This is a genomic window from Mucilaginibacter myungsuensis, assembly GCF_015222005.1.
GTDB lineage: Bacteria > Bacteroidota > Bacteroidia > Sphingobacteriales > Sphingobacteriaceae > Mucilaginibacter > Mucilaginibacter myungsuensis.
The window spans coordinates 59,216-85,435 of the sequence record NZ_JADFFL010000003.1; the positions used below are offsets into that span (position 1 = coordinate 59,216).

General features: G+C 47.8%; 27 protein-coding genes. 14 read left to right on the plus strand and 13 right to left on the minus strand.

Annotated features, from left to right (window positions below):
* Positions 1-56: 56 nt before the first annotated feature.
* Complete coding sequence (locus tag IRJ16_RS07745) at positions 57-233, minus strand: histone H1 (RefSeq protein WP_194110984.1); 177 nt, start codon at positions 231-233, stop codon at positions 57-59.
* A 318-nt stretch (positions 234-551) separates the two neighbouring features.
* Here IRJ16_RS07745 and IRJ16_RS07750 point away from each other — a divergent pair, with 318 nt between their 5' ends.
* Entirely contained in the window at positions 552-1,427 is an 876-nt protein-coding gene (locus IRJ16_RS07750) for a UbiA-like polyprenyltransferase (RefSeq protein ID WP_194110985.1), read from the plus strand.
* Positions 1,428-1,443: 16 nt separating this feature from the next.
* On the opposite strand, the gene IRJ16_RS07755 is transcribed toward IRJ16_RS07750, so the two are convergent.
* A complete protein-coding gene (locus IRJ16_RS07755) occupies positions 1,444-1,770 on the minus strand; it encodes a type II toxin-antitoxin system RelE/ParE family toxin (RefSeq protein ID WP_194110986.1) in 327 nt (108 codons plus the stop codon).
* On the minus strand, positions 1,760-1,966 hold the full coding sequence (locus IRJ16_RS07760) for a hypothetical protein (protein ID WP_194110987.1): 207 nt from the start codon (positions 1,964-1,966) through the stop codon (positions 1,760-1,762). The genes IRJ16_RS07755 and IRJ16_RS07760 overlap by 11 nt, the downstream gene beginning before the upstream one ends.
* Positions 1,967-2,035: 69 nt before the next feature.
* On the opposite strand from IRJ16_RS07760, the gene IRJ16_RS07765 reads away from it, so the two are divergent.
* The 7 genes from IRJ16_RS07765 to IRJ16_RS07795 all read left to right on the plus strand — a co-directional run bounded on the left by IRJ16_RS07765 (position 2,036) and on the right by IRJ16_RS07795 (position 10,383).
* Complete coding sequence (locus IRJ16_RS07765) at positions 2,036-2,494, plus strand: GNAT family N-acetyltransferase (RefSeq protein ID WP_194110988.1); 459 nt, start codon at positions 2,036-2,038, stop codon at positions 2,492-2,494.
* Between the two features lie 346 nt (positions 2,495-2,840).
* Positions 2,841-4,928 (plus strand): HEPN domain-containing protein, encoded by a 2,088-nt coding sequence (locus tag IRJ16_RS07770; RefSeq protein WP_194110989.1) that lies wholly within the window; start codon positions 2,841-2,843, stop codon positions 4,926-4,928.
* Positions 4,925-5,698: a uroporphyrinogen-III C-methyltransferase gene (gene cobA / locus IRJ16_RS07775; RefSeq protein ID WP_194110990.1), complete on the plus strand. Its 774-nt coding sequence runs from the start codon at positions 4,925-4,927 to the stop codon at positions 5,696-5,698. The genes IRJ16_RS07770 and cobA overlap by 4 nt, the downstream gene beginning before the upstream one ends.
* On the plus strand, positions 5,676-7,187 hold the full coding sequence (locus IRJ16_RS07780) for a TSUP family transporter (protein WP_194110991.1): 1,512 nt from the start codon (positions 5,676-5,678) through the stop codon (positions 7,185-7,187). The genes cobA and IRJ16_RS07780 overlap by 23 nt, the downstream gene beginning before the upstream one ends.
* A gap of 1 nt (position 7,188) precedes the next feature.
* Positions 7,189-7,938 carry a phosphoadenylyl-sulfate reductase gene (locus IRJ16_RS07785; protein WP_194110992.1) on the plus strand — a complete coding sequence of 250 codons (750 nt, stop codon included), beginning with the start codon at positions 7,189-7,191 and terminating at the stop codon, positions 7,936-7,938.
* 284 nt (positions 7,939-8,222) lie between these two features.
* Positions 8,223-9,125, plus strand: a complete 903-nt coding sequence (gene cysD / locus IRJ16_RS07790) for a sulfate adenylyltransferase subunit CysD (RefSeq protein ID WP_194110993.1) — start codon at positions 8,223-8,225, stop codon at positions 9,123-9,125.
* A 1-nt stretch (position 9,126) separates the two neighbouring features.
* Entirely contained in the window at positions 9,127-10,383 is a 1,257-nt protein-coding gene (locus IRJ16_RS07795; protein WP_194110994.1) for a sulfate adenylyltransferase subunit 1, read from the plus strand.
* Between the two features lie 174 nt (positions 10,384-10,557).
* Here the strand turns inward: IRJ16_RS07795 and IRJ16_RS07800 are convergent, their stop codons facing one another.
* Both IRJ16_RS07800 and IRJ16_RS07805 read right to left on the minus strand, forming a co-directional pair.
* On the minus strand, positions 10,558-10,977 hold the full coding sequence (locus tag IRJ16_RS07800) for a hypothetical protein (protein WP_194110995.1): 420 nt from the start codon (positions 10,975-10,977) through the stop codon (positions 10,558-10,560).
* 17 nt (positions 10,978-10,994) lie between these two features.
* Complete coding sequence (locus IRJ16_RS07805) at positions 10,995-11,681, minus strand: class I SAM-dependent methyltransferase (RefSeq protein ID WP_194110996.1); 687 nt, start codon at positions 11,679-11,681, stop codon at positions 10,995-10,997.
* A gap of 93 nt (positions 11,682-11,774) precedes the next feature.
* On the opposite strand from IRJ16_RS07805, the gene IRJ16_RS07810 reads away from it, so the two are divergent.
* Positions 11,775-12,308, plus strand: a complete 534-nt coding sequence (locus tag IRJ16_RS07810; protein ID WP_228079950.1) for a DUF1304 domain-containing protein — start codon at positions 11,775-11,777, stop codon at positions 12,306-12,308.
* 49 nt (positions 12,309-12,357) lie between these two features.
* On the opposite strand, the gene IRJ16_RS07815 is transcribed toward IRJ16_RS07810, so the two are convergent.
* On the minus strand, positions 12,358-12,891 hold the full coding sequence (locus IRJ16_RS07815; RefSeq protein WP_194110997.1) for a hypothetical protein: 534 nt from the start codon (positions 12,889-12,891) through the stop codon (positions 12,358-12,360).
* Between the two features lie 41 nt (positions 12,892-12,932).
* Positions 12,933-13,430: a TspO/MBR family protein gene (locus IRJ16_RS07820; protein WP_194110998.1), complete on the minus strand. Its 498-nt coding sequence runs from the start codon at positions 13,428-13,430 to the stop codon at positions 12,933-12,935.
* 462 nt (positions 13,431-13,892) lie between these two features.
* Between IRJ16_RS07820 and IRJ16_RS07825 the strand changes: the two genes are divergently transcribed.
* Both IRJ16_RS07825 and IRJ16_RS07830 read left to right on the plus strand, forming a co-directional pair.
* Positions 13,893-14,339 (plus strand): RrF2 family transcriptional regulator, encoded by a 447-nt coding sequence (locus IRJ16_RS07825; RefSeq protein ID WP_194110999.1) that lies wholly within the window; start codon positions 13,893-13,895, stop codon positions 14,337-14,339.
* Between the two features lie 52 nt (positions 14,340-14,391).
* A complete protein-coding gene (locus IRJ16_RS07830) occupies positions 14,392-14,784 on the plus strand; it encodes a VOC family protein (RefSeq protein WP_194111000.1) in 393 nt (130 codons plus the stop codon).
* A 206-nt stretch (positions 14,785-14,990) separates the two neighbouring features.
* Here the strand turns inward: IRJ16_RS07830 and hppD are convergent, their stop codons facing one another.
* Positions 14,991-16,121 (minus strand): 4-hydroxyphenylpyruvate dioxygenase, encoded by a 1,131-nt coding sequence (hppD, locus tag IRJ16_RS07835; protein WP_194111001.1) that lies wholly within the window; start codon positions 16,119-16,121, stop codon positions 14,991-14,993.
* Positions 16,122-16,444: 323 nt separating this feature from the next.
* On the minus strand, positions 16,445-17,602 hold the full coding sequence (locus IRJ16_RS07840) for a homogentisate 1,2-dioxygenase (protein WP_194111002.1): 1,158 nt from the start codon (positions 17,600-17,602) through the stop codon (positions 16,445-16,447).
* Between the two features lie 619 nt (positions 17,603-18,221).
* On the opposite strand from IRJ16_RS07840, the gene IRJ16_RS07845 reads away from it, so the two are divergent.
* From IRJ16_RS07845 to IRJ16_RS07855, 3 genes are all read left to right on the plus strand, one after another.
* The gene (locus IRJ16_RS07845; RefSeq protein ID WP_194111003.1) at positions 18,222-19,217 is read left to right on the plus strand and encodes a fumarylacetoacetate hydrolase family protein; all 996 of its coding nucleotides are present in this window, start codon (positions 18,222-18,224) and stop codon (positions 19,215-19,217) included.
* A 322-nt stretch (positions 19,218-19,539) separates the two neighbouring features.
* Entirely contained in the window at positions 19,540-20,808 is a 1,269-nt protein-coding gene (locus IRJ16_RS07850; RefSeq protein ID WP_194111004.1) for an asparagine synthetase B, read from the plus strand.
* 147 nt (positions 20,809-20,955) lie between these two features.
* Positions 20,956-21,540, plus strand: coding sequence for a hypothetical protein (locus tag IRJ16_RS07855; protein WP_194111005.1), 585 nt, complete (start codon positions 20,956-20,958; stop codon positions 21,538-21,540).
* A gap of 98 nt (positions 21,541-21,638) precedes the next feature.
* Here IRJ16_RS07855 and IRJ16_RS07860 read toward each other — a convergent pair whose 3' ends face one another.
* The 4 genes from IRJ16_RS07860 to IRJ16_RS07875 form a co-directional block, all read right to left on the minus strand.
* Positions 21,639-23,606, minus strand: a complete 1,968-nt coding sequence (locus IRJ16_RS07860) for a putative porin (RefSeq protein ID WP_194111006.1) — start codon at positions 23,604-23,606, stop codon at positions 21,639-21,641.
* 110 nt (positions 23,607-23,716) lie between these two features.
* Positions 23,717-24,532 (minus strand): purine-nucleoside phosphorylase, encoded by an 816-nt coding sequence (locus IRJ16_RS07865; RefSeq protein ID WP_194111007.1) that lies wholly within the window; start codon positions 24,530-24,532, stop codon positions 23,717-23,719.
* Positions 24,495-25,562, minus strand: a complete 1,068-nt coding sequence (gene lpxK, locus IRJ16_RS07870; protein WP_194111008.1) for a tetraacyldisaccharide 4'-kinase — start codon at positions 25,560-25,562, stop codon at positions 24,495-24,497. The genes IRJ16_RS07865 and lpxK overlap by 38 nt, the downstream gene beginning before the upstream one ends.
* A gap of 95 nt (positions 25,563-25,657) precedes the next feature.
* Entirely contained in the window at positions 25,658-26,206 is a 549-nt protein-coding gene (locus tag IRJ16_RS07875) for a YceI family protein (RefSeq protein ID WP_194111009.1), read from the minus strand.
* Positions 26,207-26,220 lie beyond the last annotated feature (14 nt).

Below are 26,220 nucleotides of genomic sequence, written 5' to 3' on the forward strand. Positions count from 1 at the left end.
CCGTTGATCTGACGGCGGTTTTTTTATGGGGTAAAGAGTAAAAATGCTATCAATAACTACTCCTTGTTTTTAGCATCCTGGATCTCCAAGCGGATAGCCTGGGCTAAATTTTTAAGGTCCTGCATGCCTTTACGCACACGTGTACCGGCGGCGCTGTTGCCTTTGGTGTAGAATTTGTCAGCATCAGCTTCTAAAGATGCGATCAGCTCTTTTACTTCAGTAAATTTTTTCATTTTAGTTACTCCTTTAATAATTGAGGTTTATTGTTTTGTTGAAGCTAATCTAAATTGTTTTTTTATTAAAAAGAAATTTGAAACTTAAAAAAATCTCTTGAAACAACAATTTAGACTATTTCGAAACGTCGAGCCTAATAAACTACGGAAATAGGCGTTATATCCCGAATATTATAGTGCAAATTAACGGTGGTATTCCTGATAGGAGTGCAGAAGATGAATGCTTGTATATACTTGTCGCCGCCATGTCACACCTCATGCTAGGGGTCATACAGCATACAATAAATTATTACCTTTGTGCACCCCTATTTTGGTCGTATGAAAAAATATTTTTCGCTCGTAACGTTCTCGCACACCATATTTGCCATGCCATTTGCCTTTATAGGCTTCTTTTTGGCGGTGACAACTACCGACCATACCTTTAAATGGCAGCAATTAGTGCTGATGGTATTGTGCATGATCTTTGCCCGTAACTCGGCCATGGCCTTCAACCGCTACTTGGATCGCGACATCGACGCCAAAAACCCCCGCACCAAACAGCGCGACATCCCCGCCGGTCGTATCAGCGCCAAAGCGGGTTTAACTTTCACTATCGTTAACTGCCTGTTATTTATAGGGACCACCTGGTTCATCAACCCATTGTGTTTTTACTTATCACCGATAGCTTTACTGGTAGTGTTGGGTTACAGCGCAACCAAACGTTTTACAGCATTATGCCACATGGTATTAGGGTTGGGCTTATCTCTCGCCCCTATCGGTGCCTACTTAGTAGTGACCGGCGAGTTCCAATGGTTGCCTTTATTCTTCTCGTTCTCGGTACTATGCTGGGTAAGTGGTTTCGATATTATCTACGCTTTACAGGATGAAGAGTTCGACCGCAGCCAAAACCTGCATTCTATCCCATCTTATTTAGGTAAAGTGAATGCACTGCGCCTATCTACTTTGTTGCATGTATTCTCGGCGGCGTTCATCGTAGTGCCGATATTCTTTACTCAGGTTGGCGTGTTATATTATGTCGGTATCGCGTTCTTCTGCGCTATGCTGATCTACCAGCACCTGTTAGTAAAACCTAACGACCTAAGCCGCGTGAATTTCGCTTTTATGACCACCAATGGTATCGCGAGTGTGGTATTTGCGTCGCTGTTTTTATTAGATCGAGCTCATTTGGTGGAGTATGTTTTGGGAAGGTTGTAAGAGAGAGAAAGCCTTTTTAAGGCACATACTTCAACAACTCTTCAAGTTCCTTATCGGTAAGATTAGCTTTTTCTGATTTATCGTAAATAGACAAAAGGTAAACGGTTTGCTCGGTAACCATCACGTTGGTCACTACCCTTGCGCCCCCACTTTTCCCTTTACCTTTCGACCGGATAGCAATACGGATCTTGTAACAACCGTCGCCAAGTGGGGTGCCTTGATGAGGTTCTACCTCTAAACTATCGATCAGCGCAGAGAACTCTTGTTTAATGGATGGGTACTTCTTGACCAGCCGTTTCAACTGTCTGTCGAACGGTGGGATGACCTCAATATTATAGTTCATCCAACAGGGCTCTGGCTGATCTCGTTTTCAAACGCCCCTCTTTAACTTGTTTCAAGTTATCAACAGCCTCCTTTATCTCAGCTATCAGCTGGGCTTTTTCCTCTGAGATAGTTTTGACTTTAACGTATGACAAGCCGTTAAGCACCTCCATAAGTGAAGCTGCCTTTGCATCCTTGATATCTAATAACACTTTCATCGCGTTCTCTTGTTACACAAATATACCAATAACGCATCAAACTTTATTTGTGATGATTATTTTTACACCATGCTCATCACCCTCCACCGCATCACCTCTGCTAACCCCGATTTCCGCCTACTGATCACCCAACTGGATGCCGACCTGCGCGAAATGTACGCCGATCTGATGGACAGCTACGATCAGCATAACATCATCGAGCAAATAGATACCGTAGTGATCGCCTATCATGATGACGCCCCGGTCGGCTGTGGCTGCTTTAAAGCATTCGATAGCGAGTCGGTAGAGTTAAAGAGGATGTTCGTTGCACGTGACGCTCGCGGGAAAGGCATCAGCAAACTCGTCCTTGCAGAACTGGAGAACTGGGCAGCTGAATTGGGTTATCGCTACACCGTTTTGGAAACAGGTAGCAAAAATATCGAAGCACAAGCATTGTATCGTAAGTCTGGGTATGGGGTGACGCCTTCTTATGGGCCTTATGTGGATCTGCCGGATAGTGTTTGTATGAGGAAGTGTCTGAATCGCTAAGCCCCAACTTATCATTGCGAGGAACGAAGCGATCGCGGATAAGCAGAGTGGTTTTGCATAGTTCGCGATCGCTTCGTTCCTTGCAATGACAAACTCAAAAAATATTTCGCATTTGACATTCAGCACTCGCATTCCTATCTCACTTTTTTTTCAAAAAATACACTACCTTTCCCGTAGAGTATATATATTTACATCGTGAAAGTAATTAACGTATTTATGGCTGGTGGTTTTTGGTGCTGCATGTGTAGTGACCGGGGGCATTGTTAGCGCTTATAACACGTTAATTAACAGCCTCTAAAGCATATGCCTAAGGGGCTTTTTCATATCACCTTTATACAAGAAAAACATGCAAAGCTTCAGAACAGAACTGGAGAACCCGATAGTCGAGAAGGATATCATCGACCTTGAACGCAAGATCCGTGAGTTCCGTGAGGGTAAGATACACGAGGAGAAATTTCGCAGTTTGCGTTTAGCGCGTGGCGTTTATGGTCAGCGCCAACCGGGTGTGCAAATGGTGCGTATCAAGCTTCCTTTTGGTAAGGTGACCTTTAAACAACTGCTGCGCATTGCCGATATAGCCGACGAATACGGCAGCGGCAACCTGCACCTCACCACTCGTCAGGATATACAGATACACTATGTAAGTCTTGATCGCACGCCCGAGCTTTGGGCTAAGCTGGAACAGGATGACATCACCCTGCGCGAGGCTTGTGGCAATACTGTACGCAACGTAACGGCATCTGCAAATGCGGGTGTGGATCCGTTGGAGCCATTTGATGTTTCACCGTACGCGCAGGCTACTTTCGAGTACTTTTTGCGTAACCCTATCTGTCAGGATATGGGCCGTAAATTTAAGATGAGCTTTTCATCTAATGATAAGGATACCGCTTTCTCTTATATCCACGATCTTGGTTTCATCCCCAAATTACGTGGCGATGAGCGTGGTTTTAAAGTGATGCTGGGCGGCGGCTTAGGTGCACAGCCAAGTATCGCGCACATCGTTCACGATTTTTTACCCGAGGATGAACTGATCCCGTTCATCGAGTCGGTTATTCGCGTGTTCGATCGTCATGGCGAGCGTAATAACCGTAATAAGGCCAGGATGAAATTCCTGGTAGCTAAGATCGGCATTGAGGAGTTGTTGAAACTGGTGGCCTTAGAAAAGGTCGCCAATAAAGTGAAGACTTATAAGATAGACCGCGACACCATACCCGCCCCCTCATTGGCAGATCATAACGGCGAATTGCTTGCTGCTCCGGATAGCATCCACTACGAACAATGGTTAGCTACCAACGTTTTTGAACAAAAGCAAAGCGGCTTTTATGGCGTATGGGTGAAAGTGCCTGTGGGTGATGTTAAGACCGACGAGGCTCGTAAATTGGTTGAAGGTTTGCGCCCTTGGGTGGCCGACGAGATACGTATCACGGCTAACCAGGGCTTGATGTTGAAGTACATACGCAAGGAAGCTTTGCCAAATGTTTATACAGCCCTAAAGGAAGTGCATTTAGCCGAACCGGGTTTTGATAGTTTGGCCGACGTAACCACCTGCCCGGGCACGGATACTTGTAATTTGGGTATCAGCAACAGCATGACCTTCGCACGTGTGCTGGAAGATCTGGTATATAACGAGTACGAAGAGTTTGTCAATAACCGCGATATCAAGATCAAGATCAGCGGCTGTATGAATAGCTGCGGACAGCATGGTTTAGCGCACATCGGTTTCCATGGTAGTTCGCTAAAAGCGGGTACTAAGGTGTTGCCATCTATGCAGGTAATGCTGGGCGGCGGTACAGTAGGCAATGGCGTTGGTCGCGCGGCTGATCGTGTTATCAAAGTTCCCGCTAAACGTGCTGACAGCGTATTACGCTGGGTGTTGAATGACTTTAAGGCTAATTCGATAGAGGATGAGACCTTCCACGATTATTACGACCGATTCGGTAAAGACTATTTCTATCAGTTATTAAAACCTTTGGCTGATCTGAGCACGCTGACCGAAGAGGAATTTGTAGACTGGGGCCACGAGGAGACCTTTAAACAAGCTATTGGTGTGGGCGAGTGCGCAAGCGTGATCATTGACCTGGTTGCGACTTTGTTATACGAGAGCGATGAAAAACTTGCCTGGACAAAAGCGGCGTATGAAGAAAAACGTTTTGCCGATAGTATCTATCACGCTTACACGGTCTACATCAGCGCGGCTAAAGCTTTGTTGTTAGATAAAGGCAGCAACAGCAGCACGCAGACCGGCATTATCAAGGCATTTGATGAATTATTTGTATCGACAGATGAGTTTGCGTTGGATACCACTTTTGATGAGTTGGTATTGCAGATCAACAAAAATGAACCTACCGAAGCTTTCGCGACCGAATACCTGCAGGCCGCCGAAGCATTTTTAACACAGGTAAAAGCAAAGAGAGAGGAAGCGGTAAAAGGATGAACGAGATAAAAGAACCCCGCATCACGCTGGTAGGTGCCGGTCCCGGTGATGCCGACTTGATCACGATAAAAGGTGTAAAAGCTCTGCAAACCGCTGACGTGGTTTTGTATGATGCTTTAGTGAACGACGAATTATTGAACCTTGCCCCTGAGCATGCGGTAAAAGTTTATGTAGGCAAACGCAGCGGTGAGCATTACTATGAGCAAAGTGCCATCAATCAGCTAATGGTTGATTACGCATTGAACTACGGTCATGTGGTGCGTCTAAAAGGCGGCGACCCATTTGTATTCGGTCGCGGATACGAGGAATTGGATTTTGCGGCTGATTACAGCATCCCTACGCAGGTCGTTCCGGGTATATCAAGCTCTATCGGTGTTCCCGGATTGGCGGGGATCCCGGTTACGCATCGCGGTTTAAGCGAAAGCTTTTGGGTGGTGACCGGCACTACAGCAAGCGGTCTGTTATCCAACGATCTGTATGATGCGGTACGCAGTCGCGCTACGGTAGTGGTGCTGATGGGCGTGCATAAGCTGAAAGAGATCGTGAAACTATACCAGAACGAGGGGCGCGGTAAACTGCCGGTAGCGGTTATCCAAAGCGGATCTACCGAGAACGAGCGTGTGGCCATTGGTGTGGTTGATACGATTATAGAGGTTGTTGAAGAGAAACAGGTAAAAGCCCCGGCGCTGATCGTGCTGGGCGATGTGGTATCGCTGCACAAGGATTACCAGCCTATTAAAGATTTTTATGCCATCGCTGACAAAGAATAACATCACGCCCGAGGTTTTAACAAAGCCGGATACTAACGAATTGTTCCCGGTGTTTTTAAAGCTGAACGATTTGCATACGGTGCTGATCGGCGCGGGGACCATCGGTTTGGAAAAACTGACGGCCGTGCTGAACAATAGTCCGCAGGCAAGGGTGACCGTTATTGCCAATGCCATTCTGCCGCAGATACACGAGTTGGCCGCAGCCAATAAACAACTGACCATAGTGCAAAAGACCTTTGCCGATACCGACCTGGACAACGCCGATCTGGTGATAGCCGCCACCGGAGAACCAGTATTGAACGACTATATCCGACAATCAGCCCGCGACCGTAAACTGTTGGTGAACATTGCCGATAAACCGGCGCTTTGCGATTTTTACCTGGGATCTATCGTACAAAAAGGCAATCTTAAAATAGCTATCTCAACCAACGGCAAATCGCCAACGGTAGCTAAACGCATCAAGGAAGTGCTGAACGATGGCATCCCCGACGAGATAGATGATACGTTGACCCAAGTACACCAGCTACGCAATTCTCTTAAGGGCGACTTTAGTGAAAAAGTGCGTCAGTTAAATAAATTGACGGCGGTCCTCATTGAGACCAAGAAACCCGAGCAAGCTAAAAAGAACTTTAAGTGGCTCATTTGGGGGTCAATTATATTAGCGGTAGTCGTAGTAGTGACCGCGTTCTGGATCAAGGATCCGGCGGCGCAACAGTTTTTGCGCGACATCCCGGTCACCTTCTATTACTTTTTAGGCGCAGGCTTTGTGCTGGCGATGATAGACGGTGCGATCGGTATGTCATACGGTGTAACGTCGACCAGTTTTTCTTTGGCAATGGGTATCCCACCCGCCTCGGCGAGTATGGGTGTGCATTTGAGCGAGATCATGAGTAATGGTATTGCCGGCTGGATGCACTATCGGATGAACAACGTCAACTGGAAATTATTTAAACTGCTGCTGATCCCCGGTATCATTGGAGCGTTGACAGGGGCATTTATGTTATCATCATTAGAGCATTACAGCACTTATACCAAACCTGTGGTATCATTATATACCTTGATATTGGGTGGTGTGATCTTACGGAAAGCTTTTGTGACCAAGCGTAAACGCTCGGCAGATAAGATCAAAAAGATATCGCTACTGGGTTTAGGCGGTGGCTTTATCGATGCTGTTGGCGGCGGTGGTTGGGGATCGATCGTGTTATCGAGTTTGATAGCCGGTGGCCGTAACCCAAGGTTCTCTTTAGGTACCGTGAAACTGTCAAGGTTCTTTATCGCGCTGATGGGATCACTGATGTTCATTACCATGCTTAACGGTGCCCATTGGGACGCCGTAGCCGGACTGATCATTGGTAGCGCGTTGGCATCGCCGATAGCGGCGAGGGTATCTAACCAAATATCTACCAAAACCATTATGGTAGCGGTAGGCATCATCGTAATGCTGACCAGCTTACGTAGTATTGTTTTATTTATAATGAAAGTGATCTGATATGAACATCAGAACAGAACATATTAAACAACTAACTGCCGGACTTTCGCCCGTTGAGGCGCTGAAAGTATTGGCGGATGCATTTGCAGGACAGATTGTCTTTTCGACCAGTTTTGGCTGGGAGGATCAGGTGATCACACATATGATTTTTGCTAATAATATCCCTATCAAGGTGTTCACGTTAGAGACCGGGCGATTGTTCCCTGAGACCTATTACGTTTGGAACCGCACCCTGGAGATGTACGGCAAAGGCATCGAGGCTTACTTTCCAAATGCGGATAAAGTTCAGCAAATGGTGAGTGCCAAAGGGCCGAATAGTTTTTACGAGTCGGTAGATAACCGTAAGGAGTGCTGTAACATCCGTAAGATAGAGCCATTGAAACGTGCCTTGGCAGGCAACCAATGCTGGATCACGGGTATCCGTGCCGAGCAGTCGGCCAATAGGCATGATATGGAAAATGTGGAATGGGACGAGGGCAATAACCTGGTAAAATTCCACCCGATATTTGATTGGGATCTTGATCAGGTAAAGCAATATATCAGGGAGAATAATGTACCATACAATACACTGCATGACCGTGGTTTCCCAAGCATCGGCTGCGCGCCTTGTACTCGCGCTGTACAGCCGGGAGAGGATTTTAGAGCAGGAAGATGGTGGTGGGAAGACCAGAGTAAAAAGGAATGTGGCTTGCATAGTACGGATGCGGCTCATGAGGAGGTGGAACCGTTGGTGACGAAGGGTGTGAGTTAATGTCATTAGGTCATTCGCTACGCTGTCATTGGGTCATTGGTGATAACCCCGCACGTCATTGCGAGGAACGAAGCAATGACGTGCGGGGTACAAAAAAGGTTTCTCCGCGATAGGGATAGTAGCGGATACCGGCCCTGAGCGTAATGCCTGCAGGCGTATGAGCGGATAGCCTGGGCCAAAGGCATCGCCCTAATTGGGGCATTATGCCTTCGGCGTCATTGAGTCATTCGCTGCGCTGTCATTGATAGAATTAGAGGATAAGAAAAGGGACAAACAAAATATAAATGAGTAGACAATTGGATCATTTGGACGAGTTGGAGGCGGAGGCCATCCATATATTGCGGGAGGTGGCCGGGCAGTTCGAGAAGCCTGCGCTGCTGTTCTCGGGTGGGAAGGATTCGATCACGTTGGTGCGTTTGGCCGAGAAGGCTTTTCGGCCGGGTAAGTTCCCGTTCCCGCTTGTGCATATAGATACGGGGCATAATTTTGAGGAGACGATCCAATACCGGGACGATATGATAGCCCGCATTGGGGAAAAGCTGATCGTTGGTTATGTGCAGGATGATATTGACAAAGGTCGCGTGGTAGAGCAGAAGGGCAAGAACGCCAGCCGCAACCAACTGCAAACCGTGACCTTGCTGAACACCATCGCTAAGCATGAATTTGATTCTTGTATAGGTGGTGCCCGCCGCGACGAGGAGAAAGCCCGCGCTAAGGAGCGTGTATTTAGTGTGCGTGACGAATTTGGTCAGTGGAACCCTAAAAGTCAGCGACCTGAATTGTGGGATCTGTACAACGGTAAGATCCAAAAGGGCGAGAACGTGCGTGTGTTCCCGATCAGTAACTGGACGGAGCTGGACGTGTGGAACTATATCCGCCGAGAGAATATCCCGTTGCCAAGCATTTACTTTGCCCATGAGCGCGATGTGATCGTACGGAACGGCCAGCTGATGGCCGCATCGCCATTTTTAAATATGGATGATGAAGATACGGTTTACCGCAAAAATGTGCGTTTCCGTACCGTGGGCGATATGAGCTGCACGGCGGCGGTAGAATCGTACGCTTTTGAGATAGACGATATTATTAACGAGATAAGCGCCAGCAAGATCAGCGAGCGTGGCGCGCGTATGGACGATAAGGTGAGCGAAGCCGCCATGGAAGACCGCAAGAAAGGGGGCTATTTTTAACATGAACATTTTAAAATTTTTAACCGCCGGCAGTGTAGACGATGGCAAAAGCACGCTGATCGGCCGTTTGCTGTACGATACAGATTCTATATTAGAGGACCAGTTAGAGGCCCTGCAAAAGAGCAACCGCAAGAACGACGACGGCACTATCGACCTGGCCATCCTGACCGATGGACTGAAAGCCGAACGCGAGCAGGGCATCACCATTGATGTGGCCTATAAATACTTCCAGACGGAGAAACGCAAGTTCATTATTGCCGATACGCCCGGCCATATCCAATACACCCGCAACATGGTGACCGGTGCATCGAACGCGGGCTTAGCCATCATTTTGATCGATGCCCGTAAAGGTGTGATCGAGCAGACCATCCGCCACTCATTCCTGGTGTCGTTATTGGCGATACCGCATGTGATCGTTGCGGTAAACAAGATGGATATGGTGGACTATGACGAGTCGATCTTTGACAAGATCGTAGCCGATTATAAAACGCAGATAACTGAGAAACTGCAACTGAGCGATGTGCAATACATCCCGGTGAGCGCGTTGAAAGGTGATAATATTAAATACCCTTCCGTAAGGATGACCTGGTACCAAGGCCCGGCTGTGCTGGAGCATTTGGAGACCGTGGAACCTCACCCGGGCGAGGATAGCAACTACACCCGCATGCCCGTACAATGGGTAGTACGCCCGCAAACCGAAGAACTGCATGACTACCGCGGTTATGCCGGTAAGGTATTGAGTGGTTCCTTTGCGGTGAATGACGCGGTGACAGTATTGCCGTCAGGCTTTACATCTACGTTGGAGCGTATCGAATTGTTCGATACACAGCCAGAGGAGGCCATTGCCGGTATGTCGGTTACACTGCATTTGAAGGACGAGATCGATATTAGTCGCGGGGATATTTTGGTGAAGAGCGATCAGCCGCCGTTGGTGTCGCAACTGATCGAGGCCGACCTGTGCTGGATGGATACCAAACCGATGGATACCACGCTGACCTACCTGATCCAACATAACAGCAAGGTAACCCGCTGCAAGATCAGCGAGATATTGTACAAAGTGCAGATCAATACCTTAGAGAAGATCTACAGCGACGAAGATTTTAAACTGAACGACATTGGCCGCATTATAGTGAAAACCGCCGAGCCTTTGGCTTTTGACCTTTATCAACAGAATAAAGCTAACGGCCGCGCTATCATTATTGACAGCCGCACCAATTTGACGGTGGGTGCGCTGATGTTCAGGGCTAATGCGGACTAAGCAAGCGGGGCACACGCGATACGCGTACGCCAGCATATAAAGAGTTTATGAGCAGGGAGGCATAGGACTGCGTCTTTGCTAATAGTTAATTCCTAATTTTGAGAGAGAGGGGCGTTACCGATCAGTGCGCCCCTTGTTTTTGGAGGGAGAGTCAGAGACTCCGGGTAGCAGACCTTACTTTAAAAGACTCATTATTTCTGCAAAACTTGAACAATTAGCTATAACTTGTTTTAACTCTTTCAGGCTCCAAGCCGAACTCCAAAAGCCCTTCTTCTTCTCGAGTCGTTTAATGATCTCTGCCTTGAAATTCTCCAATGACAGTTGCTCTACGATAGTGTTGAAATCATAGTCGATCAATATCTGCCTTCCTTTTAGAAGAAGGCTAAATCCCCATAACCCAAGATATTTGACCTTATACGCTCTATCGATCTTGTATTTGAGCCCCGAACTATCTATAACTTCCAGATCTTTATGATCGATCTTTTTTAATAATTCTTCGTTGGTCGACTTAAAATCTTTGTCATTGAAAAACACATAGATCATGTTGTCATTCTTGCGAAATAAGACAATAGGATAATTCAGGTCGACTTTCATTTACTCAAATCTAATAATTAAAAGGTCAACCTCCCCAAATACTGCCCATACTCATCTTCCAGCAAAACCTCCATTTTATACCCGCATTCGGTGGCTATTTGTTGCATGGTGTGTTCATCTACGTAAAGCCAGTTGAACCAGTCGGTCTTTTTGCCTTTGTATTGATATTGGTAGCTGACCTCGCCGTAGTAGCGGACGGTGGGTTTTTCGGCGCCCTCATATAGGTAGGTAATGTCGGATGAATCGAATAGGATCTGCCCTCCTGGTTTTAGCAGGAGCTTGAAGTGTTCTAAGAGTAGTTTCAAACCCTCGATGGTGCCGGCCAGACCGATGCCGTTCATTAGCAGAAATAAGGTATCAAATTGCTCATGCTGATAGCGGTAGATATCAGCCGCTATGGTTTTGACGATGCCGCGCTCGCTCATCACCTGTACGGCTAACGGGGAAATATCCATCGCGGTAACGTCGTAATTACGCTCCTGCAAAAGCAGACTATGGCAACCCGCGGCGGCACCAATGTCCAGCACGCGGCCCCGGCATTCGTTCAGGGCGTGCCATTCCATGTCGGGCATATCGTCTTCGGTACGAAAATAGGCCTCTACCGGCATCTCTTCTTTGGGACCGTATTGGTTCAGGATCCAAAGTTTGTGTTTGCCTACTTTGTGGTGGTAGTCGTAGATGGCTTGTCCGATGACGTCGTTCATGGAGGTAAAGATAGGGGTTGTTTAGTTAAGCCGACGACTTTGCATGCGTCGTTCTTTCTCTTGATAGAAAGAACCAAAATCAAGACAGCGCTAATGCTTCTACACACAGGGCATTCCCCTGCAAGCGGCCAATTGCCCGTACCGCACATACCAAATGCATTGGCCGCCTCACCCGAAGCCAAACCGCTGTCGGAAAAAAAGAGAAGGAGAAAGAAAAGATCCTATCTTAGCCTAACCAATTACGCATCTATGCAAAGCACTATCACCCTCTTAGCCAAAATATTTACCGCCCTTGTGGCTATCGAACACATCTATATCCTTTGGATGGAAATGTTCGCCTGGGAGACCGTCGGCAAAAAGACCTTTAAAAATGCCCTCCCCGATGAGTTGTTTAAACCGACCAAAGGTTTGGCTGCTAATCAAGGTCTCTACAACGGCTTCCTTGCTGCGGGTTTGATCTGGAGTTTTATGATCAGCGATCCGGCATGGCAAAAAAATGTAGCTATCTTTTTTTTAAGTTGTGTTGTTGTAGCGGGATTGTATGGGGCTTTCTCGGCCAGTAAAAAGATATTTTATACGCAGGCTTTGCCGGCTATTGTGGCGTTGGGGCTGGTGGTATCATTATAACACTACCCCATCATCAGCGGCATCAGCGAGAAGATAAAACCTCAGCGGTCTAAAACAAACTCTTCAACCCATCCACAATACTCTGGAAGAAGGTCCCGATATCCAATCCGTTGTAATGGTTAAAGAAGAAGAAGATCACAAATACGATCGCCGCGATGATGATCAACCGTTTGAACAGGTAACCGATCAGGATCAGCCCTAACGGGATCACCACCAGCCAGCCCCAGCTGATGTGGAAGGGCAGCAGTTTATCGTTGTTCTTGTAAACGTAGTAAAGTTTAGATACCGTCCCCGCATCGTTATGGTGACGGATGTACAGGAATATCGATTTCTCGATCTTAGGCGGATAAAACGCTACGCCGTTGTGGAAAGCCAGCAGCTGATCAAAACCATTGACGGTGAAGCTGAAATCGCCGTTCACGTTCTCTAAGGTGTTGTTGAGCGTGTCGGTTGCTACGATCGCCATCTGGTTCTTTCCGAATGGATTATCCTTGATGATAAAATGCTTAATAGTGATGGTATCGGCCTTGGCCAAAAAGCCTAAAGCGAGCAGCGATAAGATCAGAAACGTACGTTTACCCATGGTTGATGTGCGGTTGATAACCTGCCCCTAATTTAAACATTTTAACGGTTCAGTAAATAGATGGCCGTATTTAAGGCCGTGGCAAAGCTCACCCACAGCAAATACGGCAGCAGCATCCAACAGGCTACCTTACTGAACTTGTTAAAATAATACATCGTCGCCACAATGCTCACCCATAACAGCACGATCACTACCAATGCGCCAAGGATCTGGTGCATCCCGAAGAAAACGATTGACCAACTGAAATTCAGAGCCAGCTGAATGATGTAGACCGAGCGCGCTGTACTGTACAATTCCGATCCGTCGCGGCGTTTCCAAACCAGGTAGGCCGATATGGCGATCATGATATACAACAGCGTCCACACCGGGCCGAACAGCCAATTAGGCGGGTTGAACGATGGCTTTTGGATGGTGGTGTACCAGGTCGGTATCTCGGGCGTGGTGAACTTAGAGGCCACAAAACCGATAGCCAACGTGATCAATATGCTCAATATAAATGGCACGAATTGAAATTTGCTTTGTTGTAATGTCGCTTTCATAAATGGTTCAACAGTTGGGCGTGGTTTGTGTTTTGGGGCGATGTTTAAAGGTCTGTATGATCTATTTTACCCTTTATCAAAGGTACTTCTAAAGCAGGGTCCGTGGTCTTCCACTAATTTAGGGGAAACCAATAGTAGTGCAAATTGCTATAACTTTTGATAAGGGGTCAAGCCGAGCGATAAGACCTGCTACGTATTACCCGTTATCAAAGGTACTGCTAAAGCAGGGTCCGTGGTATTTCCCTAAATTAGGGGAGAACAATGGTCGTGCAAATTGCTATAACTTTTGATAAGGGGTCACGCCGAGCCATAATTACTTCACCATACCCCTTAGTGTCTCCAACCCAACAAAAACCTGCCAAAACCCACTTATCACATTAAAACCATCGACAAACTAATTTTTTCAGAATATTTGGGTCGCACTTGGCATTTTATCTATAACTTTGCTGTTTAAACGCGCAAATGCTTTCCAAAAAAACCAAATATGCCATTAAGGCATTAGTGATACTGGGCAAACATAGGGACAAACCGCCACTACAGATCTCATGGATAGCCGAACAGGAAAAAATACCAAAAAAATTCCTGGAGCAGATACTGCTTGATCTTCGCAATGCCGGTTACTTGTACAGCAAAAAAGGTGCAGGCGGCGGTTACAGCCTTAATAAAGACCCCAAAGAGATATTCCTGGTTAACATACTTCGCATTACCGACGGCCCGATTGCCATGGTGCCTTGCGCCAGCTTGAACTTTTACCACCGTTGCGATGAATGCCACCAGGAGACCACCTGCGGCATACGCGATGTGTTTGTTGAAGTTCGCGACGCGACGCTGAAGATATTAAGCGAGACCAGTGTTGCCGACATTATTGCCCGCGAGACCAACCTTATTGGTGGTGTCAGTTTAATATAAGGCAAACCATCTCATCATCTGCAGGTTATATATCTATATAAACCTACAGAATATGTTCAAAGACACCAAAGCATTCAGCGGATTTTCGGTCAATGATCCCGAGGCCGCTCAGAAATTTTATAGCGAAACCCTTGGCCTGACCGTTAGTCGTAACGATGAAATGGGTATGCCCATACTTGGTATCAAAATTTCGGGTAATGACAGCGACATTATGGTCTACCCCAAGCCAGATCATCAGCCGGCCACGTTCACCATCCTCAATTTCCCTGTCGACGATATCGAAAAAGCCGTCGACGCGCTCATCGCCAAAGGCGTTAAATTCGAGCAATATAACACCGAATACATCAAGACCGACGCCAAAGGCATCTCCCGCGGCGAACAAGGCCCGGCCATCGCCTGGTTCACCGATCCGGCCGGGAATATATTGTCGGTGTTGGAGGAGTAAGCTTCTGCGTTCTTCAAAATCCCTCCTTGGGGAGGGGCGGGTAAGGAATGAGCGGTAGCAGGGAGGGGCTAGCCACGATGCATAATGGTTAACCCCTCCCTGCCTTTTCAGCACAAGCCACTGCTCCCCTCCCCAAGGAGGGATCTTAGAAGATCATTTCGCAATTGGCTCCCGATAGCTATCGGGATCGCCTTTCGCATTCCTTATTAAAGATTCCCCCTCAACTCCTGCTCCCTTTCTATCGCCTCAAAAAGCGCTTTAAAATTCCCGGCCCCAAAAGATCTTGCGCCTTTACGCTGGATGATCTCGAAAAATACCGTCGGCCTGTCCTCTACCGGTTTGGTGAAGATCTGTAGCAGATAGCCCTCCTCATCGCGATCCACCAAAATGCCCAATTCTTTTAGTGGCCCCAGGTCCTCGTCTATGTGGCCTACGCGGTCGGTTAGTTCGTCGTAATAGGTGGTCGGTACGGTCAGGAAATCGATGCCACGTTCTTTTAAGGCGGTCACGGTTTTAACGATGTCGTGGGTGGCTAAGGCAAGGTGCTGTACGCCTTCGCCCTCGTAAAACTCCAGGTACTCTTCTATCTGGCTTTTCTTTTTACCCTCGGCCGGCTCGTTGATCGGGAATTTCACATAGCCGTTGCCATTGCTCATCACCTTACTCATCAGGGCCGAATATTCGGTCGATATCATCTTATCATCGAACGTGAGGATGTTCTTAAAGCCCATCACCTCTTCATAAAAATTCACCCAATCATTCATCTTGTGCCAGCCTACATTGCCCACGCAATGGTCAATGTACAGCAAGCCGGTATCCGTTGGATTATAGTTACTCTCCCACTTTTGGTAGCCCGGCAAAAAAACACCATTGTAATTTTTCCTTTCGACGAATAAATGCACCGTATCGCCATACAATTTGATACCGCTTGTACGCACCTCGCCAAACTCGTCTTTTAAAGTCTGTGGTTGTTGGTAAGGCTCGGCGCCGCGCTTGGTGGTCTGCTCAAAAGCATCGTAAGCATCGTCCACCCAAATGGCCAATACCTTTACGCCGTCGCCATGTTTTTTAATATGCTCGGATATCAGATGATCCGAATGCAACGGCGTGGTCAGCACCAGGCGGATCTTATCCTGTTGTAACACGTACGATGCCCTGTCCCTTACGCCCGTCTCTGGACCGGCATAGGCCAGGCTCTGGAAGCCGAAGGCCGTTTTATAAAAATGCGCCGCTTGCTTGGCGTTACCCACGTAAAACTCCACGTGGTCGGTGCCGTTCAATGGAAGGAAATCGTTGGTGGTTTGGGTTCTTTTATTTTCTGCTATTAAGGTGTCCATTGTTTTTGTGTTTTAAATTTTGTCATTGCGAGCGATAGCGTGGCAATCCCATAGGCAGGTCCTCATTGAATGTCCTCTGAGATTGCCGCGTCGCCCCAGCGCACATTGCCTTCGCTCCTCGCAATGACAAGGTGTTCGTTTATATTTTAATTCCCGATCCCTCCCTGGGGAGGGGTGCGGCTGCCGGTGTTGAAAAGGCAGGGAGGGGTTTCGTCGCTTTGCATAATGGCTAACCCCTCCCTCCTCACGCTCAGTCCTCTCGCGCCCCTCCTCAAGGAGGGATCGGAATTTCTGTTCTTCCCCTTCGGGGAGGTTAGGAGGGGTCACTCCGCCCAACTATGATAATACCTCTCATCCTCTATCCCTACCGCATCCTCGGTCAGCATCAGCGGGTGGAAAGGATCTATCATCACCGCCAACTCCTCGGTCTTTTCCTTCCCTATCGACTTTTCTACCGAACCCGGGTGTGGACCATGCGGGATGCCGGCCGGGTGCAGAGTGATCTGTCCTTTCACTACGTTCTTTCGGCTCATAAAATCGCCGTCTACGTAGTAAAGCACCTCGTCGCTGTCTACATTGCTGTGATTATACGGCGCGGGGATGCTGTCAGGATGATAGTCGAACTTGCGCGGAACAAAGCTGCACAGCACAAAATTATGCCCGTCGAAAGTTTGATGTACCGGCGGTGGTTGGTGCAGTCGCCCGGTGATGGGTTCAAAATCGTGTATGGAGAACGCCCATGGGTAATGAAAGCCGTCCCAACCGATAAAGTCGAACGGATGGGTGCCGTAGGTGTACGGATAGATGAGGCCTTGCTTTTTGATCAGGATCTTAAAGTCGCCTTTCTCATCGTGCGTTTGCAGGTTCTCGGGGCGGCGGATATCGCGCTCGCAATAGGGAGAATGTTCTGCCAACTGTCCAAATTGGTTGCGATAACGCTTCGGTGTGCGTACCGGCCCAAAACTTTCTACAATGAACAGGCGGTTATCCTCGGTATCAAATTGCATCTGATAGATCGTTCCGCGGGGGATGACCAGGTAATCGCCGTAACCAAATCTGATGTCGCCAAAACCAGTCTTTAATGTTCCCGTACCAACGTGAATAAAGATCACCTCATCGGCTTGCGCGTTCTTAAAAAAATAGTCCGTCATGCTGTGGCGCGGGGCGGCGAGCGAGATATGCAGGTCGTTGTTCACCAACACAGCTTTACGGCTTTCCAGGTAATCGTCGGCAGGTTTAATATTGAACCCGATCAGGCTGGTATGCTTCAAATATTTGGCCCGGGCGATCTTGGGTTCGACCGAATACGGCTCGCCCAGCGTCTTGACGATGGTGGGAGGATAAACGTGATACACCAGCGAGTAAAGGCTCGAAAAACCCTCGGTCGACATTAGCTCCTCGGCATACAATCCCCCGTCGGGCTTACGGAAAACCGTGTGCCGTTTATGCGGGATCTGCCCTAATTTGTGGTAAATAGGCATGGCAATTGGGATTAGAATGTTGTAAAGTTGGAACGTTGTAAGGTTCCGGGATTATAAATTGGCTTATTGTTGGAACGTTGTAAAGTTCTAATTGGTAAAAACTGAACAAGCGGAATGTGCATTAGTTTCGATAGCAGAACAATGTAACAAAGGCAACTCCGACCATTACGGCGTCTCAAACCTTACAACATTCAAACTTTAAAACCTTACAACAAAAGAATTAGTATTGTGCCAAGATGATCTTAGAAAGTACAGCATGGCGGAATGACGACGAACCACTCATGGAGGTTAACCCCATAGAGCAATAAAATCCGCGCTTGATGCTGATGATCATATCCAAATATACGGAATTTTTATTTAGTATGCAAGCATAGAATTTAGGTAAAAGGTGAGAGTTAAAGGAGAAAGGTTTTTTGGCCACCGTCATCGTGAGAAGCTTCTATCAGCGACGTGACGATCCCCGGTAAGCAGAGCCGCCATGCAAAACCGACCTGCCTATCGAGGATGGCCACGCTGCGCTCACCATAACGTTGGGTTTTATCTTTGTGACCTTTGTTAAAATCTTTGTGCCCTTTGTGGTTAAAACAACTTAGCTTTGATCAACCAATTATTTCCTGCCATGAAATTAGTATCCTACAAAACCGAAGACCGCGAGCATTTGGGTATCCATGCCAACGGGCATATCTACAACGTCCACTCGTGCGATAAGCTGATCCCCGATAACATGAAAGCCTTTTTAGAGGGTGGCGATGAGTTGATGGAACGGGCCAAAAATATCAATGGCAATATATTGTCGGGCAAGCTACAGGCACGGGAGGAAGTGTTTTTTGAGTTGATGGCCCCTGTTCCGCACCCTACATCGTGCAGGGATGGTTATGCCTTCCGCCAGCATGTGGCGGCTGCAAGGCGCAACCGCAAGGTAGATATGATAGCCGAGTTTGATCAGTTCCCGATATTTTATTTCACTAACCATAACGCGATACAAGGCGTGGGCGAGATCGAGTGTATGCCAGATCATTTCCAAAAGCTGGATTTTGAATTGGAAGTAGCAGTGGTGATCGGCAAAAAGGGCCGTAACTTCACCGCCGCCGAGGCTGACGACTACATTGCCGGTTACATGATCATGAACGATATGAGCGCCCGCACCTTGCAAATGGAAGAAATGCTGCTGAACCTTGGTCCGGCCAAGGGCAAGGATTTCAGTACGGTGATCGGTCCATGGTTGGTTACGCCTGATGAGTTGGAGCGATACAAGGTCGCGCCGAAACCGGGACACGTGGGCAACGCCTACAACTTGCAAATGAATTGCTCGGTGAATGGCAAGCAGGTATCAGCAGGCAATATGGCCGACATGGACTGGACCTTTGCCGAGATCATTGAGCGCTGCGCCTACGGCTGCGATGTGCTGCCCGGCGACGTGATCGGTTCAGGCACGGTAGGCACCGGCTGCTTCTTAGAACTGAACGGCACCGGCCTGTTGAACGACCCTAACTACCCTACCCAATGGCTACAGCCGGGCGACCTTGTAGAGATGGATATCACCGGCCTTGGGGTATTAAGCAATGTTATTAAGGCTGCCAAGAGTGAGTTGAGTTTGTTGGGGTTGAAGAAATAGAGGTTAGGAAAAACCTTGCCTTCCCCTCGCTGGCTTCAGTTTCAAACCGAAGCCAGCATCGGAACCAAAGACGTTTTCCATTTCCCTCCTTGGGGAGGGCTGTGTCGGGAAAGTGCGCGAATGCAGGGAGGGGTTAGCGGCGATGCAAAGCCGACGAACCCCTCCCTGCCTTTTCAACACAACCTTACGCCCCCCTCCCCAAGGAGGGATGTGGCCGAATTGACCATACTGAGCCGGGACAATACCACTGCCTCTTCAACCGTTAATTGTAACTAATCGCTAACCTCTAATTATCTAACCTCTAAATTCGCTATTTTTGAGAATGACGCTTTATAAACGGATACTACTAACGCTCATCATCATACTTACCTCGGCTATGGCCAAAGCTACCGGCATCCTGTTGCCGATGGACGAATCGCAAAAGGACCACCTGAAAGCTTACGGCATCGCCTTTTGGAGTTTGCAGCGTACCGAAGAGGTGAACTGGCTGCTGAACTATCGGGGCGGCAGTTTTCTGCTGAAATATAGTAAGGCTTTTGAGGATGAGTGCAAGATCCGCGGCATCAGTTACGAGGTTATTGCCGATGCCCAGGTGAACCAGATCATGACCGAAGTTGCCGACCCGTCGGTAAATATGGATGTGGTGAAGTTAGAGAAAGCACCTAAAATGGCTGTGTACGCCCCAAAAAGTATCCTCCCTTGGGATGATGCTGTAACCATGGTACTGAAATACGCCGAGATCCCCTACGATATGGTTTATGATGAAGAAGTGCTAAAAGGCGGCCTAACCAAATATGACTGGCTACACCTGCACCACGAGGATTTTACCGGCCAGTATAGCAAATTCTACAACGGCTTTTCGCATACCCAATGGTACACGGAGGATGTGAAGACCAATGAGACCCTGGCTACCAAAATGGGTTTCAGCAAGGTATCTAAAATGAAACTGGCGGTGGCCCAACATATCCGCGATTTTTGCACTAACGGCGGCTTCCTTTTCGCCATGTGTTCGGGGACGGATACCTTCGACATCGCTTTGGCGGCCGCGAATACCGATATCTGCGAAAACATGTTCGACGGCGATGCAGCCGACCCTGACGCGCAGTCCAAGCTGGATTTTAGTCAGACCTTCGCCTTCCAGAACTTTACGCTGGATCGTAACCCCATGAGTAACCGTTTCAGTAATATCAACGTCACCCGAAATATGATGACGATGGACCGCACACGAGACTTTTTCACTCTGTTCGATTTTTCGGCCAAGTGGGATGTGGTACCGAGCATGCTGACGCAAAACCATGATAAGGTGATCAAAGGTTTTATGGGGCTCACCACCGCTTATAATAAGAGCATCCTGAAACCGGGCGTCACGATCATGGGCGAAATGAAGAGCGCTAACGAGGCCCGCTACATTCACGGCGAGTATGGTAAAGGCCAGTGGACCTTCTACGGCGGCCACGACCCCGAAGATTACCAGCACCAGATCGGCGACCCGCCGACGGATCTTAAACTGCACCCAAATTCTACCGGCTACCGGTTGATATTAAATAATGTGCTTTTCCCCGCCGCGAAGAAAAAGAAACAGAAGACCTGATCACTGGTCACTGATGACCCGGTCACTGAACAATTTAATTTCAAACTCAAAAAAAAGCAGCAAAAACGCGTTACAAACTGCAAAATATGATGCTTTTTTGATGTTTTTTTTGCACATTGGTTCGCTATTAATTGACAGCTGTCCCCGATGAACCAAACGGCTAAGATCTTGCTCGGTTGCGTCGCCTTCACTTTGGTGGTGGTGAAGATATTTGGCGTGGTGCATCGCAACGCGGGTCAGTTGGTACCTACCATCGTTGTACCCGATTCGAGCTGGTTCGTTCGCGATACTGTGTGGACCCCAGCCTACAAACAGCAGGTCACTAACGTGCTATCAGAACAAGCCGACACCTTATTAGCTCTCCCCGAACAACGCCGCGAATTTACAGGCTGCATCGTTAACCGTTTTACAAGATTATTCCCTAAAGGACTGAAAGCCATATCGAACGATAGCCTTCAACTGTTGGCCAAACGCGCCTACGGATCTTGCATGACCAGCCTGTCCGACACGGCGATACGCATCTGGACACCCTATCAACAGAAAGCTTTAAGGCAGCAATTATATGCCAGGATCGGCTCATCAACCCTTCCCGAACCTGCCAAAGCAGGCTATTGCGATTGCATTGTAGAAGCGCTAAAAAACCGCTATAGTAACGGAATTAAAGGTAAAATGGATACCCGCGTAGTAAAAAGCACCGGTGATTCTTGCGCTATCAAGGTAATGACGAGGTAACTCGGTTATTGATCACAGGTTATTAATAGCATCAAACCATACCGATCACTATTCACTGATCACCGGTCACTATTCACAAGTCACCGACCCAACTCCCATCAATTATAGAACGTCCACGATACACCGAACTTTAATATCTTGTCCTGCATAGGGTAACGGTTCACCGTGTAGAAACCATTGCTTTGGAAACCCTGATTGGCATAATCATACATAATGAACAGGTTGGTGCGTTGCAGCGTGCCCTTAGCGTACAGCTGAACATATGGGTAAGAGTTGTAAGTAACATCGGCACCGTTGTAGAACTTACCGATACCGACAGCGTATGACGGTGCTACGTAAGGCGTATTGTACCGCACCGATCCTCCTAAAACAAGATCTATAGCATTAAAGAACTTTTTACCGTAGTACAGATTGCTATAAGTATAAACCTCGGGCGTACGGAGGGTATTTTGATAATCGGTCTTTTGGTAAACCACAAAATTATCAAAGTGGAAACGCCTCCAGGTGAGGTTTTTGCCAACGCTGACTTTTAGCAAATTGATCGGCGCAGCAAGCTGCGCCGGTTTGGCATCTATACCGTTGGGTTGGGCTTCAAAGTACAGGTAATCGTTGATCATGAAGTACTCCGCCTTCATATCCAGTTCCAACGCATCGTTAATGTAGTTGAACGAAGCGTTGATGATCTTTTGGTTACGGAACGTATTGTTGAACACAAAGTGGTTCGATATCCAGCTTTGATCGATCAGTGCCGGGGCATTATTCTGTGCATACAACCCAAATACGATCTTTCCCGCCTTGCGGCCGCCGGCAAGGCTTAGCTTAAAATCGTACAGAAAGTCGCCTATATTACGGCCCTGGGCTATTTGTTGCAAGTCGGCATCCAAGATCAGCCTGTCGCTAAAGCGGTAACCCAAGCGGGCTTTCAGTGTGATGTTCTGGAAAGTTGCTGCCTGTTTTTGACTTTGCATATTGATCTTACCGACGGCGGTCAGCACCGAATCGTTCACAAATTGCTTGTAGTTGTACAGATCGTGCATTAAGCCCAGATCAAGCTTTAACTCGTTCTTTAACAAGCCTCCCGACTTTGGCCTGAGGTAGAAGCTGTAGCCAAAATCGTTACGGATATCCTGCATGGCCAGCGAGTCGCGCGAGTTAATGGAGTTAAAGTAAAAGTCGGGGAACACCCTGTACGTATCGAGACCATTGCGCGAGAACACATACCGTTGCGTATTCACCATCAGGTTATGAGTGATCCGTTGGGTGGGCAACACCTCGCTTTTGCCGGTGGTGGTTACGGTACTATCTATCCGGCCAATGTAATACATCTGCTTCATATAGAAGCCGTTATTCAGTATCTGATACTTGGCATTAAGCAAGCGGACCTGCTCACGTTCCTTATCAAAAGAACCGTCGATAAACACCCTGTCATTTAGGATACCACCGCTCTCGGGAGTTTTTAAGTTATTGAAAAAGAAGTTGGTAAGCAAATTATACCGCTTACCCGGCGACTGGTACCAACTGAATATCGCTGCATTCAGATCGCTCACGTTCTGCCGGTTATAAAAACCCCGCGACCCGATCAGATTAAAGTTAAAGCCGATATTCAGGTTGGGGTTAACGTTCTGTGCCAATGTGGCTTTAAAAACCTGCTCCTTGGTACCGCCCGTGTACAATTGCAGGTTGGTATAGGCCACGCGGGCGGCGTAGTACTGGATATCCTGCGGCGTAAGCATATAGGCATCCAAAAAATGTACGCCGACATCAAATCCAAGGCGCTTTTCGGGGTCAAAAAGCAGGTCGCGCTGGGCCAGGCCCAAGCTGCCCAGGCCGATCTTAGGCTTGCGCGGCTGAAATAGCGGACTGTAATTCTCGAAGTTGGTCAGAGTCGTATCCAACGGCAGCAGTGTTGTGCCGTCGCGCAGCAAGCGCTCGTTGGTGACGCGGATAAATTTGGAGCTGAACACGATCGAATCTCGCTTATTCTCCTCGCGCTTACGCAAGCTATCCATCTGCTGTTCAGACGTTTGGTTCAGCGCTGGGTTAGGCCTTCGCGCCGTATCTGTCACAAATGGATTGGTGGGATTTTGTTGCTGAATAATTGGGGTTATTTGCGCAACAGCACCGTACCCGCTAAGGCACAACAATAAAAAAACAAGGTGTTTAAACTTTTTAAGCATTAAAGGCCTGCGATCAGTTCTTTTAAGATCAGTGTCAATTTTGGTTCGGCGTCCTGGGCTATCTTAATGATCTCGTCTATCGATACCTTTTGCAGCGTCTCGGGGAAACCTTCATCGGTCAAAACCGATATCGCAAATACCGGCAAACCCATGTGGTTAGCCACAATAACTTCGGGAACGGTGCTCATCCCAACAGCGTCGCCGCCAATGATGCGCAGGTAACGATATTCGGCACGAGTTTCCAGATTAGGACCGGTAACCGCCACGTAAACGCCTTTATGGCAGTTAATATTATTGGCCGCGGCAATATCTAAGGCTTTATCTATCAACGCAAGTTGATAAGGCTCGCTCATATCAGGGAAACGCGGACCTAATTCTTCCTCATTACGGCCGATCAGCGGGTTAGCAGGTTGCAGGTTAATGTGGTCTGATATCACCATCAGGTCACCTTTGCGGAAGTCGGGATTCAGCGCGCCGCTGGCGTTAGATACCAGCAAGGTTTTGATGCCTAACATCTTCATCACCCTCACCGGGAAGGTGATCTGCTGCATATTGTAACCCTCGTAATAGTGCAGGCGACCCTGCATCGCCACTACCTTTTTACCGGCCAGCGTACCAAAGATCAGCTTGCCCGAGTGGAACTCTAAGGTCGATATCGGAAAGTCGGGGATGTTAGAATACATCAGTTGTTTCTCGACTTGTATTTCGGTCACCAAACCGCCAAGGCCGGTACCTAAAATAATGCCCACTTCGGGTTTAAAATCGCCAATGCGGTTCTTAATGTAGGCCGCGGTGTGCTGTATATTGTCTAACATAGTTTTGTATCAGTTGGTTAAAATGTTGCCCCTCATCATTCAAAAATTCCACACCGATGGGCAGGGTGTAGATCGTGAGTTTTGCTACCAGGCTTTGCAGGTCCTGCTCACCTAAACGCTGCATATCCTTTTCTGTTGTCACAATGATCTTTTTATCTGCTGTGCACACCGCAAATTCATCGGCAAGTTTAGCAATATTTTTTGTGCTGAAGCGATGATGATCAGGGTATTTATGATGAATGATGCGCGGCGTGTAACGGGACAGATAATGATGGATGGTCAGCAAGGGATTAGCGATACCCGTCAGTAAGAAAACGGTAGTATCCTTATCGATGACCATATCCGTAGCGGTGCCATTCAATTGCAAAGGCTGATATTGAATACCGGCAAAGAACAATTGCTGATGCGGATAAGGCGCGATCTTTTCGCGCACGTGCTTTAACTCACCAAGATCAGCTTCGCGCGGGGTCTTAGTCACCACAATAATATCGGCACGTTTGCGCCCCCGTGCGGGTTCGCGACGGTTACCTGCCGGTAATAAAAACGTATTGAAATTTTGTATCTGCTTGTAATCAAACAACAAGATGCTAAAGCCTGGTTTAATAGCGCGGTGCTGAAAGGCATCGTCCAATATGATCACATCATTATCAGCCAGTAAACGTTCCGCTCCTGCTACCCTATCCTCGCAAACGGTCACGTTCACATCCGGGAATTTACGTTTTAGTTGCAGCGGCTCATCTCCTACCTCACTCGCGGCCGAGTTTACCGTCGCGATGCGGAAACCCTTAGTCTCGCGGCCGTAACCACGGCTTAGGGTAGCCAGTTGATGGTCTTGTTTTAGTAAACGGATAAGATACTCCGTCATAGGTGTTTTGCCCGATCCGCCCACATCCAAATTACCTACCGAGATGACAGGCAGGTTGAATGATGTGCTTTTGAACAACCCCACATCATAACACCAGTTACGGATGATGACCACCAGCCCATAAATGAGCGATATAGGCAATAAAAGCAAGCGGAGTTTTTGCATTATTAAAAGGCAAAGATACGAAACCCCCTGACCCCTTAAAGGCCGAAAAATGTTAATTCATCGGTACATCTTCCATAGGCGTCCTGTGAACGCGCTTAGCCACCTATTACGATGGTCACCACCAGATCAAAGTCATTCTTAATGGCGTAGCTGCCCAGATCCTGAAAAAAGGACGATGAATTGTACTTAATGCCGAACTTGGTCCTGTCCACTTTAATTTTTGCTTGGATGGTTATCCGCCCAGCCTCCTTCTGTAGGGTAAATGGAAAGCTCAACCCTTGGCTTATACCTTTAATGGTCAATTTACCGGTTGCCTGGTTTCCGTTCACCGCAGTCAATTTAAAGACCGCTTCAGGGTATTTACGGGTATCAAAAAAGTCGGCCTTTTTTAAGTGCTCTTGCAGATCGTTGTTTTCATGCCGGACAGTGTTCATATCCATTACTATCGTTGCACCGGTGAGCTGGTCGCCATTCATGCTTACTTTAGCCGTCTTCATGTCAATGCTGCCTGTTGGGTCATAAGCTCCGGTCTCGGCATGGCCGGTCCACGTCACTTTACTTTTAGCTAAATTTACTTGTTGATCATCAGCGGGCTTAAAGGCAGCGCAAAGCAATACCAGGGCCAGTATGTAAATGGTTTTCATAATATCGATCTGGT